Genomic DNA, 12745 nt, shown 5'->3' with positions numbered 1-12745 from the left:
GCGAACAAGCCGGGCTCACAAGCGCTGCAAGGTGTCAAGCAATTCCCGGACCCGCGGCAGATCCAGCTCCTGAGGAAGCGGGCTGTTGTGCAGGAACAGGTCAAAGAGCGTGTTGTCGTCCAGCGCCAGCAGGGCGTTCAGCGCGTCCACCTCATCCTGGCCGAACGGTGTTTCGCGCTGGGCGAAGTAGCGCTGCAGGATCAGGTCGTTCTCCAGCATGCCGCGACGCGCGCGCCAGCGCAGCCGGGAGAGTTCGGTGGCGTCGGCGAAGGCGGTCGAGGGCGGCATGGGGGCATCAGACGGCGCGGCGCACCATCATCTCCTTGATTTTGCTGATGGCCATCGTCGGGTTCAACTCCTTGGGGCAGACGTCCACGCAGTTCATGATGGTGTGGCAGCGGAACAGGCGGTAAGGGTCTTCCAGATTGTCGAGCCGATCGCCGGTGGCTTCGTCGCGGCTGTCGGCGATGAAACGATAGGCCTGCAGGAGACCTGCCGGACCGACGAACTTGTCGGGATTCCACCAAAAGCTCGGACACGAGGTGGAGCAGCTCGCGCAAAGGATGCACTCGTAAAGACCGTTGAGCTCGTCGCGCTCGGCCGGCGACTGCAGACGTTCCTTCTCGGGCGGCGGCGTGTTGTTGACGAGGTAAGGCTTGATCGAGTGGTATTGATTGAAGAACTGGGTCATGTCCACGATCAAGTCGCGGATCACCGGCAGGCCCGGCAGGGGTTTGAGCACCACCGGCTCCTTGAGGGTGAGCAGGTTGGTGATGCAGGCCAGGCCGTTCTTGCCGTTGATGTTCATCGCATCCGAGCCGCAAACGCCTTCGCGGCAGGAGCGGCGGATGGAGAGGGAATCGTCCACCTCCCACTTGATGCGCTGGATGGCGTCGAGCAGCATCTTGTCGGTGTGCTGCAGCGTCACCTCGACGTCCTGCATATAGGGCTTGGCGTCCTTGTCGGGGTCGTAGCGGTAAATCGAGAATTTCATCTTGCGCGTATCGCTCATGTGCGCTCCTCTTGCCCGCCGTGTGCAGGCGGTTGATCCATCAGAAGGTTCGGGCCTTGGGTTTGAAAGGCTCGACGGTCAGGGGCTTGAGCTGCACCGGCTTGTAGCTCAGGCGGCTGCCCTCTCGCCACCACAGCGTGTGCTTGAGCCAGGCCTCATCGTCGCGCCCGGTGTGGTCGTTGTGATAGTGCGCGCCGCGGCTTTCCTTGCGGGCCTCGGCCGACACGATGGTGGCCTTCGCGACTTCGATGAGGTTGTCGACCTCCAGCGCCTCGATCCGGGCGGTGTTGAACACCTTGGATTTGTCCTTGAGGTAGATGCGGTCGACCTGGCCCGCAATGTCGGCAATGGCCTGCACGCCCTCCGCCATGAGGGTCTCGGTGCGGAACACGCCGCAATGGGTCTGCATCGCCGTGCGGATGGCATCGGCCACCACATGGCTGCCGTCCCCGCTCTTGGAGGCGTCGAGCTGGGCCAGGCGCGCGAGCGAGCGGTCGGCGGCGTCCTTGGGCAGCAGTTTGTGGCTGCGCTGATGAATGCCGCTGTTCACGATATGGTTGCCCGCCGAGCGTCCGAACACCAGAAGGTCGAGCAGGGAGTTGGTGCCCAGACGGTTGGCGCCATGCACGCTCACGCAGGAGCATTCACCGATGGCGTAGAGCCCGCCCACCACCGCCGCGGGGTTGTCACCCTGCGGCATGACCACCTGACTGTGGATGTTCGCCGGGATGCCGCCCATCTGGTAGTGGATGGTCGGCACAACCGGAATGGGCTCCTTGATCGGATCGACGTTGGCGAAGCGGATGGCGATCTCGCGGATCGAAGGCAGCCGCTTCATGATGGTCTCGGCGCCCAGGTGATCGAGCTTGAGCAGGACATGGTCCTTGCGCGGTCCGGCGCCCCGGCCCTCCTTGATCTCCTGGTCCATCGAGCGCGAGACGAAGTCGCGCGGCGCCAGGTCTTTGTAAGTCGGGGCGTAACGCTCCATGAATCGCTCGCCGTTGGCGTTGAGCAGAATCCCGCCCTCGCCGCGAACGCCCTCGGTGATCAGCACGCCGGCACCGGCCACGCCGGTGGGATGGAACTGCCAGAACTCCATGTCCTGCAGCGGAAGGCCCGCCCGCGCGGCCATGCCCAGGCCGTCGCCGGTATTGATGAAGGCATTGGTCGACGCGGCGAAGATGCGCCCCGCCCCGCCGGTGGCCAGCACCGTGGCCTTGCCCTCGAAAATCGTCACGTCGCCCGTTTCCATTTCGAGCGCAACCACGCCGAGAACGTCGCCCTCGGCATCGCGAATCAGATCGAGCGCCATCCATTCCACGAAGAAATGCGTGCGGGCCTCCACGTTCTGCTGATAGAGCGTGTGCAGCATGGCGTGACCGGTGCGGTCCGCCGAGGCGCAGGCGCGCTGCACCGCCTTCTCGCCGAAGTTGGCGGTATGACCGCCGAAGGGTCGCTGATAAATGGTGCCGTCCGGGTTGCGGTCGAACGGCATGCCGAAATGTTCGAGCTCGTACACCGCGCTGTTGGCCTCGCGGCACATGAACTCGATGGCGTCCTGGTCGCCCAGGTAGTCCGACCCTTTGACGGTGTCGAACATGTGCCAGTACCAGTCGTCCTCACTCATATTGCCCAGGGAGGCGGCCACCCCGCCCTGCGCGGCCACCGTGTGCGAGCGCGTCGGAAACACCTTGGAGAGCACCGCGACGTCCAGCCCGGCCCTCGCCAGTTGCAGGGCGCAGCGCATCCCCGAGCCCCCTGCCCCCACCACCACCACATCGAATTTGCGATTACTGACCTGCATTTACGCTCTCCACAACACTTGCAGGGCCCAGCCCGCGCAAGCCAATAGCCACAGAATGGTGCCGATCTGCAGCAGCAGTCGCACGCTCACCGGTTTGACGTAATCCATCCAGATGTCGCGCATGCCCACCCAAACGTGATAGATCAGCGCCAGCACGGTCACGAAGGTCAGGAGCTTCATCCACTCCTGGGCGAACAACGCGTGCCAGCGCGCGTAGTCCAGCGGTCCGGGGGAGAGGAAGTAGACCAGCATGACGACCGCGAAAACCGCGATCACCGCAGCCGTCACCCGCTGCGCCATCCAGTCGCGCAGGCCGTAATGAGCCCCGACGACGAGCCGCTTGTTGCCGATTTGATGGTGTTCCATCTCAGTACGCTCCCAGGAGCTTGAGCCCGAACAGTGCCGTCAGGCCCAGCGACACGATGAAGGTCGCCAGCGCCAGCTGAAACCCCTGCCCCTTGCTCACGGCATGAAATGCATCCATCCACAAATGCCTCACCCCTGCAACAAGGTGGTGCACCAGGGCCCAGAACAACCCCAGCAGGATGAGCTTGACGAGCCAGTGGGAAAGAAACTGCGCCATGGCGGCATGGCTTTCGGCGCTGCGCAGGCTGGCATCAAACGCCCAGAGCACCCAGGGCAGGGCCAGGAACATCACCGCGCCGCTGACACGATGCAGGATGGAGACCCAACCGGCCAGCGGCAAACGATAGCTCGCAATCTGGCTGATGTGAATGTTGCGGTAAACCGGCCGTGCCGGTGGCGAAGCAGGCTTTGACATGACACTGTCCTCGTTGTGAACGTCGTTCTTGCAGGATTTCAGGGGGGCGCGCTTCAGGTTGAGACCTTGGGCGGAAAACGATCCTGTGCTTATTTTGAGTCTATTGCATTGCAGCAAAACGACGCGCCGGTCGCCCCCGCGGCAATACAAGCCAAATGAATGCGAACCCCATCGTCCCTAATTCAATTCATTGCGATAGTGATGATGTCGGGTGTTGTACAGCCCGCGGCGGTACTCCGCCGGAAGCTCACCATAACTGAATGAGAGCCGCTCCACGAGCAGCAAGGCCTCCGCCTCGCGAACCCGAAGCAGTTGCGCCTCCTGCGCACTGGCATTCACCGCGCGCAGTTTCTCTTCCGCCCGCACCATGCGGGTGGAAAACTCGGATTCGAACAACGCGTAGAGAGGACCGCGATAGCTCTCCAGACGTTCCGCCGTCAGCGCTCGGAAGGCGGGCCCGGGAAGATAAATGTCCTCGAACACCACCGGCTCGCCCGCGAGCAGCAGCAGGCGGCGGATCTGCGTCACGCTCTCCCCCGCCTTGATCCCCAGGGTGCGCGCCACCTCCTGCGAGGCACGCGCGCGCCTGCATTCGAGGAACTGCCGCTCCATGGGCTGCGGCAGGGGGCGCTCGCCTTCAATGATGGCATCGGGCACGAGGCGCAGGAAACGGAATTTCACGCGCTCTTCATGGTGCGTGGATACAAACGTGCCGCGCCCCTGTCGGCGCAGCAGCAGGCCTTCAGCCGCCAGTTCGTCCACCGCCTTGCGCACCGTGCCCTGGCTGACGCCGAATCGCCGCGCCAGATCGGCTTCGCTGGGAATGAGTTCTCCGGGCTTCCAGTCGCCCTGCTGGAGGCTGCGGGTGATCAGTCCCTTGATCTGCCGATACAGCGGGCTGAAGCTCGGATTGGCCGAGCTGGCGGCTTGCAGCTCGGGCGCTGGATCGGGGGCTGTGCGGGTCGCCATCATGTCGTGCATTGCAGCATAGGCCGCACCGGCTTGTCCAGCGTTTGATAAAAAACATCTTATATAAGATAGATGAGTGATTGACGAGGGCTGAGGCCCGTCCTACACTGCCCTGCATACTGCGGTGCACAAAGGCCGCTGCCCTACCGCGGCAAGACGCCTTGCCGTCGCGCCAGGTCAGCCTGGTCCGATCACCTGCAGCGGCGGCCCTCACAAGGCGGTCGCCCCCATCAACCGACAACGACCCAGGAGTTTCCCCATGTCCAAAGCCCCCGTACGCGTCACCGTCAGCGGAGCCGCCGGCCAGATCGGCTATGCGCTGCTGTTCCGCATCGCTTCCGGTCAGATGCTGGGCGCAGACCAGCCCGTGATTCTGCAGCTCCTGGAAATTCCCGACGAAAAGGCGCAGAAGGCGCTGGGCGGGGTGATGATGGAACTGGAAGACTGCGCCTTCCCGCTGCTGGCCGGCATGAGCGCGCATGGCGACCCGATGACCGCCTTCAAGGACGTGGACTATGCCCTGCTGGTCGGCGCCCGCCCGCGCGGCCCGGGCATGGAGCGCCGCGACCTGCTGTCGGCCAATGCGCAGATCTTCACGGCCCAGGGCAAGGCGCTCAATGCCGTGGCCAGCCGCGCGGTCAAGACGCTGGTGGTCGGCAACCCGGCCAACACCAATGCCTATATCGCCATGAAATCGGCCCCCGATCTTCCCGGGAAGAACTTCACGGCCATGCTGCGCCTGGATCACAACCGCGCGCTCAGCCAGCTGGCCGCCAAGACCGGCAAGCCCGTGGGCGACCTCGAAAAGGTCTGCGTCTGGGGCAATCACTCCCCGACCATGTACGCCGATTACCGCTTCGCCACGGTCGGCGGCCAGTCGGTGAAAGACATGATCCACGATGACGCCTGGAATCGTGACGTTTTTCTGCCGACCGTGGGCAAGCGGGGTGCGGCCATCATCGAGGCCCGCGGGCTGAGTTCCGCGGCCTCGGCCGCCAATGCCGCCATCGACCACATGCGCGACTGGGCGCTGGGCACCCAGGGCAAGTGGGTCAGCATGGGCATTCCGTCGGACGGGTCTTACGGCATTCCCGAGCAGACGATGTTCGGCTTCCCGGTCACCTGCGCGGGCGGCGAATACCAGCTCGTGCGCGATCTGCCGATCGACGCGTTCTCGCAGGAGCGCATCAACAAAACCCTGGCCGAACTCGAAGAAGAGAAGGCCGGCGTCCAGCATCTGCTCTGAACCCGCCATGACCCACCCGACCGCTGGCGCGCAGCTGCGCCTGGCCTTGACGCAGGAAAGCCCGCTGCAGATCGTGGGCACGATCAACGCCAACCACGCCTTGCTGGCCCAGCAGGCGGGCTTCAAGGCCATTTACCTCTCCGGGGGCGGCGTGGCGGCCGGCTCCCTGGGCATGCCCGATCTGGGCATCAACACCCTCGATGACGTGCTCACCGACGTGCGCCGCATCACCGATGTCTGCGATCTGCCCCTGCTGGTGGACGTGGATACCGGCTTTGGCCCGAGCGCCTTCAACATCGCTCGGACCGTCAAGAGCCTCATCAAATTCGGCGCCGCCGGCCTGCACATCGAAGACCAGGTCGGTGCCAAGCGCTGCGGCCACCGCCCCGGCAAGGAAATCGTCAGCAGTGGCGAAATGGTCGATCGCATCAAGGCCGCGGTCGACGCCCGTAGCGATCCCGACTTCTACCTCATCGCCCGCACCGATGCCATCGCCGTCGAGGGACTGGACGCGGCCATCGCCCGCGCCCGCGCCTGCGCCGAAGCCGGGGCCGACGCCATCTTCGCCGAGGCCGCGCTCGATCTCGACACCTACCGCAAGTTCGGTCAGGCGGTCGGCGTGCCCCTGCTGGCCAACATCACCGAGTTCGGCGCCACGCCACTGTTCACCGTCGATGAGCTGCGCAGCGCGGGCGTGGCCATGGCGCTCTACCCGCTTTCAGCGTTTCGCGCCATGAACAAGGCGGCGCAGACCGTGTATCAAACCCTGCGGCGCGAGGGCACGCAAAAGGCCGTGGTGCCGCTCATGCAAACCCGCACCGAGCTGTACGAAAGCATCGGCTACCACGCCTACGAGCAACGGCTGGACGCCATCTTTTCCGGCAAAAAGCCATCGTGAACCCAACGGCATTCCGAGGAGACACCCATGAGTGATGACGCAGCGCCCGCAGGCATGACCTTCAAGCCGAAAAAATCGGTAGCACTGTCCGGGGTCACGGCCGGCAATACGGCCCTGTGCACAGTGGGGCGCACCGGCAACGACCTGCACTACCGCGGCTACGACATCCTCGACTTGGCCGAAGCCTGCGAGTTCGAAGAAGTCGCCCACCTGCTGGTCCACGGCAAGCTGCCCAACACCGCCGAACTCGCGGCCTACAAGACCAAGCTGCGCCGTCTGCGCGGCCTGCCCGCGGCCGTGAAGACCGCGCTGGAACAACTGCCGCCTTCGGCCCATCCGATGGACGTGCTGCGCACCGGCGTGTCCGTGCTGGGCTGCGTCATGCCCGAGAAAGACGACCACAACGAGGCCGGCGCCCGCGACATTGCCGACAAGCTCATGGCCTGCCAGGGCTCGATGCTGCTGTACTGGTGGCATTTCGCCGCCAACGGCCGCCGCATCGACGTCGAGACTGATGACGACTCCATCGGCGGTCACTTCCTGCACCTGCTGCACGGCCACAAGCCCGGCGCGTTGTGGGAACGGGCGATGCACACCTCGCTCATTCTCTACGCCGAGCACGAGTTCAACGCCTCCACCTTCACCGCCCGCGTCATCGCCGGCACGGGCAGCGATCTGTTCAGCGCCATCACCGGCGCCATCGGCGCCCTGCGCGGACCCAAGCATGGCGGCGCCAACGAAGTGGCGCTCGACATTCAGCGGCGCTACGCCAGCCCCGATGAGGCCGAGGCCGACATCCGCAGCAGGGTCGCCAACAAGGAAGTGGTGATCGGCTTCGGCCATCCGGTCTACACCATCGCCGATCCGCGCAACAAGGTCATCAAGGAAGTCGCCCGGCGGCTTTCCGCCGATCAGAAGGACATGCGCCTGTTCGACATCGCCGAGCGGCTGGAGACGGTGATGTGGGACGTGAAGAAGATGTTTCCCAATCTCGACTGGTTCAGTGCCGTGAGCTACAGCCTCATGGGCGTGCCCACCGCCATGTTCACCCCGCTGTTCGTCATTTCCCGCACCAGCGGTTGGAGCGCGCATGTGGTGGAACAGCGACAGGACAACAAGATTATTCGGCCCAGCGCGAATTACACTGGCCCGGAAAATTTGCAGTTCGTGCCGCTCTCACAGCGTTCCTGAGCCCCGTCACGCGCACGCTACGCCATGCAGACGCGCCAGACCCGTCACTCACGCCGACCCGGAGCGGTTTTTCCCGTGTTCCGTCGTTCGTGGAGTGTCTGATATGAAGCGCAAGTTCTCCCTTCTCTCCGGGCTCGTGGGCCTGTCCTGCGTGCTGAGTCTCTCGGCCCATGCCCAGGGCGCCACCGACAAGACCGCGCAGCCCGACCCGGCGGTGTCCGCCAAGACCGCCGCGCCCGCGCCGACCGTGGTGGCCGCCGCAGCCACAACCACCCCCGCCTTGCTCAATCCGGCTGCCCCACCCGCAGGTACCGAGAATGGCTATCCCGACGTGAACCCCGTGTTCGCGCTGAAGGCCGGACACTTGGTGTGCGGCAGTCGTCGCATTCCGATGGATGTGAAGGTCGAGGGCACCAACGATGGGGCCGTGTTGATCACCTGGAACAAGAAACACTACGTCCTCAAGCGCAAGCCCACCTCGACCGGCGCCTACCACTTCGACGATGTCAAGGCCGGCTTCGTCCTCATTCAGATCCCGACCAAAAGCATGCTGTTCGACAAGAAGAACATGACGCGATTGGCCGACGATTGCGTTCCCTCGCCCTGACGGGCTTCTCTCTCTCCATCCATGTCCTCAGCGATTTCCAACGTCCGCCCCAATCCCGATCAGGTTCTGATCGACATAGTTGATTACGTCCTCGACCCCAAGCGGGCCGACACCGCGCTGGCCTTCGACACCGCGCGCAACTGCCTGATCGACACGCTCGGATGCGGTTTGGAAGCGCTGGAGTACCCGGCCTGCACCAAGTTGCTCGGCCCCATCGTTCCCGGCACCGTGGTGCCGCACGGCGCCAAGGTGCCCGGCACCTCGTTCCAGCTCGATCCGGTGCAGGCCGCGTTCAACATCGGCGCAATGATCCGCTGGCTGGACTTCAACGACACCTGGCTGGCCGCCGAATGGGGGCACCCGTCTGACAACCTGGGCGGCATCCTCGCCGTGGCCGACTGGCTGAGCCGCAACGCCGTGGCCGCGGGCAAGCCGCCACTGACCATGCGCGACGTACTCACCGCCATGATTCAGGCGCATGAGATCCAGGGCGTGATCGCACTGGAGAACAGCTTCAACAAGGTCGGCCTCGATCATGTGGTGCTGGTCAAGGTCGCCACCACCGCAGTGGTGGCGCGCATGCTGGGCCTTTCCCGCGACGAGATCATCAACGCCGTCTCGCTGGCGTGGGTGGACGGCCAGAGCCTGCGCACCTACCGTCACGCCCCCAACACGGGCAGCCGCAAGAGCTGGGCCGCCGGCGACGCCACCAGTCGCGGTGTGCGTCTGGCGCTCATCGCCAAGACGGGCGAAATGGGCTACCCCAGCGTGCTGAGCGCCAAGACCTGGGGCTTCTACGACGTGCTGTTCAAGGGCCAGCCGTTCAAGTTCCAGCGGCCTTACGGCAGCTATGTGATGGAAAACGTGCTGTTCAAGATCAGCTTCCCGGCCGAGTTCCACAGCCAGACCGCGGTGGAAGCCGCGATGACGCTGCACCAGCAGCTGGGGGCCGCAGGCAAGACGGCTGAAGACATCGCCGCCATCACCATTCGCACCCACGAAGCCTGCATCCGCATCATCGACAAGAAGGGTCCGCTGAACAACCCGGCCGACCGCGACCACTGCATCCAGTACATGGTGGCGGTGCCGCTGCTGTTCGGCCGCCTGACGGCCGCCGACTACGAAGACGCCGTGGCCGCAGACCCGCGCATCGATGCCCTGCGCGACAAGATCAGCTGCGTCGAAGACCCGCAATACACCCGCGATTACCACGATCCCGAAAAGCGCTCCATCGCCAACGCCCTGACCGTCACCCTCAAAGACGGTTCGGTGCTGCCCGAGGTGGCCGTCGAGTATCCCATCGGTCACAAGCGCCGCCGCGCCGACGGCATTCCCCAGCTCGAAGCCAAGTTCCGCACCAACCTGGCACGGCGCTTTCCGGGCAAGCAGCAAAAGGCCATTCTCGACGTGTCGCTGGATCAGAACTTGCTTGAATCCATGCCCGTGCACGACTACGTCGATCTGTACGTCATCTGAACCCGGAGAACTCCATGCCAGCCCAAGCCGCCAGCGCCACAGCCGCGCACGCCTACGCCAAGACGCGCAAAACCTTCAAGACCGCCTCGGGCAAGTCCGCCCAGTTCTACTCCCTGCCCCAGCTCGCCAAAGAGCTCGGCGCGGATCTGTCTCGCCTGCCGGTCTCCATCCGCATCGTGCTCGAGTCGGTGCTGCGAAACTGCGACGGCAAGAAGGTTCTGCCCGAGCACGTCAAGCAGCTCGCCGCCTGGAAGCCCGGCGCCGCCCGCACCGAGGAGATTCCCTTCGTCGTCGCCCGCGTGGTGCTGCAGGACTTCACCGGCGTGCCCCTGCTCGCCGACCTCGCCGCGATGCGCAGCACGGCCGAGCAGATGCACAAGAATCCCAAGGCCATCGAGCCGCTGGTGCCGGTCGATCTGGTGGTTGATCACTCGGTCATGATCGACGACTACGGCACCAAGAAGGCGCTCGACCTGAACATGCAGATCGAATTCCAGCGCAACAAGGAACGCTACCAGTTCATGAAGTGGGGCATGCAGGCCTTCGACACCTTCGGCGTCGTGCCCCCGGGCTTCGGCATCGTGCACCAGGTCAACCTCGAATTCCTCGCCCGCGGCGTGCACAAGACCCAAGACGGCGTGGCCTATCCCGACACCCTGGTGGGCACCGACAGCCACACCACCATGATCAACGGCATCGGCGTGGTGGCCTGGGGCGTGGGCGGCATCGAGGCGGAAGCCGCCATGCTCGGCCAGCCGGTCTATTTCCTCACCCCTGACGTCGTCGGCGTGGAGCTCAAAGGCAAGCTGTGCGGTGGCGTGACCGCCACCGATCTGGTGCTCACGATCACCGAAATGCTGCGCAAGGCCAAGGTGGTGGGCAAGTTCGTCGAATTCTTCGGCGAGGGCACCGCCAGCCTGTCGGTCACCGACCGCGCGACCATCGGCAATATGGCGCCCGAATATGGCGCGACCATGGGTTTCTTCCCGGTGGACGACAAGACCATCGACTACTTCAAAGGAACCGGCCGCACCAAGGCCGAGATCGAGCTGTTCGAGGCCTACTTCAAGGCACAAAAGCTGTACGGCGTCCCCAAGGCTGGCCAGATCGACTATTCGCAAACCCTCACGCTCGACCTCGGCACCGTCGCCCCCTCGCTGGCCGGACCGAAGCGCCCGCAAGACCGCATCGAACTCGGCGGCGTCAAGAGCCAGTTCGAGTCGCTGTTCGCCAAGCCTGTGGCCGACAACGGCTTCAACCAGCCGGCCGGACGCCTGCAAGAGAGCTTCAAGACCAGCGATGGCATCGACATCGCCGACGGCGACGTGCTCATTGCCGCCATCACCTCGTGCACCAACACCTCCAACCCCAGCGTGCTGCTGGCGGCCGGCCTGCTGGCGAAGAAGGCCGTGGAAGCCGGGCTCAAGGTCAAGAAGCACATCAAGACCTCGCTGGCCCCCGGCTCGCGCGTGGTCACCGAGTACCTGGAAAAGGCCGGCCTGCTGCCCTACCTGGAAAAACTGGGCTTCAACGTCGCCGCCTACGGCTGCACCACTTGCATCGGCAACGCCGGGCCGCTGGCACCCGAGATCGAGAAGACCGTGGTGGACAACAACCTGGTGTGCACCGCCGTGCTGTCGGGCAACCGCAACTTCGAGGCGCGCATCCACCCGAACATCAAGGGCAACTTTCTCGCCAGCCCGCCGCTGGTGGTGGCCTACGCCATCGCCGGCACGGTGCGCCGCGACCTGATGACCGAACCGGTGGGCTATGGCAAGGGCGGCAAGCCCGTCTATCTGGGCGACATCTGGCCCACGGGTGACGAAGTCGCCAAGCTGATGAAGTTCGCGATGAACCCCAAGGTGTTCCGGGAAAACTACGCCCAGGTCGCCACGCACCCAGGCAAGCTCTGGAAAAAGATCGAAGGCGTCAAGGGTCAGGTTTACGACTGGCCCAAGAGCACCTACATCGCCGAGCCGCCGTTCTTTGCCGGGTTCGGCATGGAGCCCGCTGCGACCTCGCTGCAGGTGCGCGGCGCCAAGGCGCTTGCACTGTTCGGCGATTCCATCACCACCGACCACATCTCTCCGGCGGGGTCGATCAAGGACAGTTCGCCGGCCGGCCAATGGCTGTTGGCCAACGGCGTGCTCAAGGCCGATTTCAACTCCTACGGCTCCCGCCGCGGCAACCATGAGGTCATGATGCGCGGCACCTTTGCCAACGTGCGCATCAAGAACCTGATGATCCCTGCGGCCGCAGACGGCTCGCGCGAGGAAGGCGGCGTCACTCTGTTCCAGCCCTCGGGCAAGAAGATGTTCATCTACGATGCTGCGATGCAGTACATCGCCGATGGCACACCCACCGTCATCTTCGCGGGCGAGGAATACGGCACGGGTTCCAGCCGCGACTGGGCGGCCAAGGGCACGCAGCTCCTGGGCGTGAAGGCCGTGGTGGCGCGCAGTTTCGAGCGCATTCACCGCTCCAATCTGGTCGGCATGGGCGTGTTGCCGCTGCAGTTCCTCGGCAACGATTCGTGGGAGTCGCTGGGCATCAAGGGCGACGAGACCTTCGCCATCGAGCTGGGCGACAGCCTGCGCCCGCAACAGGACGCCCTGCTGATCATCACCCGTACTGACGGCAGCAAGCAGGAGGTCAAACTCAAGCTGCGCATCGACACGCCGATCGAGGTCGACTACTACCAGCACGGCGGCATCCTGCCCTTCGTGCTGCGGCAACTGCTGGCGGCCTGAGTTTCCGGCTG

Annotated in this window: 12 protein-coding genes; 6 read left to right on the top strand and 6 right to left on the bottom strand. The window is 64.6% G+C overall.

Annotated features, from left to right (window positions below; translation table 11 throughout):
- Positions 1-15: 15 nt before the first annotated feature.
- The 6 genes from BVH73_RS11630 to BVH73_RS11605 all read right to left on the bottom strand — a co-directional run bounded on the left by BVH73_RS11630 (position 16) and on the right by BVH73_RS11605 (position 4578).
- Positions 16-288: an FAD assembly factor SdhE gene (locus BVH73_RS11630; RefSeq protein WP_079418854.1), complete on the bottom strand. Its 273-nt coding sequence runs from the start codon at positions 286-288 to the stop codon at positions 16-18.
- Between the two features lie 7 nt (positions 289-295).
- Positions 296-1012, bottom strand: a complete 717-nt coding sequence (locus BVH73_RS11625) for a succinate dehydrogenase iron-sulfur subunit (protein ID WP_079418852.1) — start codon at positions 1010-1012, stop codon at positions 296-298.
- 40 nt (positions 1013-1052) lie between these two features.
- On the bottom strand, positions 1053-2816 hold the full coding sequence (sdhA, locus tag BVH73_RS11620; protein WP_079418850.1) for a succinate dehydrogenase flavoprotein subunit: 1764 nt from the start codon (positions 2814-2816) through the stop codon (positions 1053-1055).
- On the bottom strand, positions 2817-3182 hold the full coding sequence (gene sdhD, locus BVH73_RS11615; RefSeq protein WP_079418848.1) for a succinate dehydrogenase, hydrophobic membrane anchor protein: 366 nt from the start codon (positions 3180-3182) through the stop codon (positions 2817-2819). It lies immediately after the preceding gene.
- Between the two features lies 1 nt (position 3183).
- A complete protein-coding gene (sdhC, locus tag BVH73_RS11610; RefSeq protein WP_079418846.1) occupies positions 3184-3597 on the bottom strand; it encodes a succinate dehydrogenase, cytochrome b556 subunit in 414 nt (137 codons plus the stop codon).
- Positions 3598-3774: 177 nt separating this feature from the next.
- Positions 3775-4578 carry a GntR family transcriptional regulator gene (locus tag BVH73_RS11605; RefSeq protein ID WP_079418844.1) on the bottom strand — a complete coding sequence of 268 codons (804 nt, stop codon included), beginning with the start codon at positions 4576-4578 and terminating at the stop codon, positions 3775-3777.
- A 247-nt stretch (positions 4579-4825) separates the two neighbouring features.
- Here BVH73_RS11605 and BVH73_RS11600 point away from each other — a divergent pair, with 247 nt between their 5' ends.
- The 6 genes from BVH73_RS11600 to acnA all read left to right on the top strand — a co-directional run bounded on the left by BVH73_RS11600 (position 4826) and on the right by acnA (position 12734).
- Positions 4826-5812, top strand: coding sequence for a malate dehydrogenase (locus tag BVH73_RS11600; protein WP_079418842.1), 987 nt, complete (start codon positions 4826-4828; stop codon positions 5810-5812).
- A 7-nt stretch (positions 5813-5819) separates the two neighbouring features.
- Positions 5820-6710, top strand: coding sequence for a methylisocitrate lyase (prpB, locus tag BVH73_RS11595; protein WP_079418840.1), 891 nt, complete (start codon positions 5820-5822; stop codon positions 6708-6710).
- 27 nt (positions 6711-6737) lie between these two features.
- Positions 6738-7901, top strand: a complete 1164-nt coding sequence (prpC, locus tag BVH73_RS11590) for a bifunctional 2-methylcitrate synthase/citrate synthase (protein WP_079418838.1) — start codon at positions 6738-6740, stop codon at positions 7899-7901.
- A gap of 103 nt (positions 7902-8004) precedes the next feature.
- A complete protein-coding gene (locus tag BVH73_RS11585) occupies positions 8005-8508 on the top strand; it encodes a hypothetical protein (RefSeq protein WP_079418836.1) in 504 nt (167 codons plus the stop codon).
- A gap of 21 nt (positions 8509-8529) precedes the next feature.
- Positions 8530-9984, top strand: coding sequence for a bifunctional 2-methylcitrate dehydratase/aconitate hydratase (locus BVH73_RS11580; RefSeq protein ID WP_079418834.1), 1455 nt, complete (start codon positions 8530-8532; stop codon positions 9982-9984).
- Between the two features lie 14 nt (positions 9985-9998).
- Entirely contained in the window at positions 9999-12734 is a 2736-nt protein-coding gene (gene acnA, locus BVH73_RS11575; RefSeq protein WP_079418832.1) for an aconitate hydratase AcnA, read from the top strand.
- Positions 12735-12745: the final 11 nt, after the last annotated feature.

Source organism: Thiomonas intermedia (genome assembly GCF_002028405.1).
Lineage (GTDB): Bacteria > Pseudomonadota > Gammaproteobacteria > Burkholderiales > Burkholderiaceae_C > Thiomonas > Thiomonas intermedia.
This window is presented reverse-complemented; position numbering and strand designations above follow the sequence as displayed.

Excerpts from the sequence above, each read along its gene's own strand:
- acnA (WP_079418832.1), top strand. The coding sequence starts at position 9,999 with ATGCCAGCCCAAGCCGCCAGCGCCACAGCCGCGCACGCCTACGCCAAG.
- BVH73_RS11585 (WP_079418836.1), top strand. The coding sequence starts at position 8,005 with ATGAAGCGCAAGTTCTCCCTTCTCTCCGGGCTCGTGGGCCTGTCCTGC.
- prpB (WP_079418840.1), top strand. The coding sequence starts at position 5,820 with ATGACCCACCCGACCGCTGGCGCGCAGCTGCGCCTGGCCTTGACGCAG.
- sdhA (WP_079418850.1), bottom strand. The coding sequence starts at position 2,816 with ATGCAGGTCAGTAATCGCAAATTCGATGTGGTGGTGGTGGGGGCAGGG.
- BVH73_RS11580 (WP_079418834.1), top strand. The coding sequence starts at position 8,530 with ATGTCCTCAGCGATTTCCAACGTCCGCCCCAATCCCGATCAGGTTCTG.
- sdhC (WP_079418846.1), bottom strand. The coding sequence starts at position 3,597 with ATGTCAAAGCCTGCTTCGCCACCGGCACGGCCGGTTTACCGCAACATT.
- BVH73_RS11625 (WP_079418852.1), bottom strand. The coding sequence starts at position 1,012 with ATGAGCGATACGCGCAAGATGAAATTCTCGATTTACCGCTACGACCCC.
- prpC (WP_079418838.1), top strand. The coding sequence starts at position 6,738 with ATGAGTGATGACGCAGCGCCCGCAGGCATGACCTTCAAGCCGAAAAAA.
- BVH73_RS11630 (WP_079418854.1), bottom strand. The coding sequence starts at position 288 with ATGCCGCCCTCGACCGCCTTCGCCGACGCCACCGAACTCTCCCGGCTG.
- BVH73_RS11605 (WP_079418844.1), bottom strand. The coding sequence starts at position 4,578 with ATGCACGACATGATGGCGACCCGCACAGCCCCCGATCCAGCGCCCGAG.
- BVH73_RS11600 (WP_079418842.1), top strand. The coding sequence starts at position 4,826 with ATGTCCAAAGCCCCCGTACGCGTCACCGTCAGCGGAGCCGCCGGCCAG.
- sdhD (WP_079418848.1), bottom strand. The coding sequence starts at position 3,182 with ATGGAACACCATCAAATCGGCAACAAGCGGCTCGTCGTCGGGGCTCAT.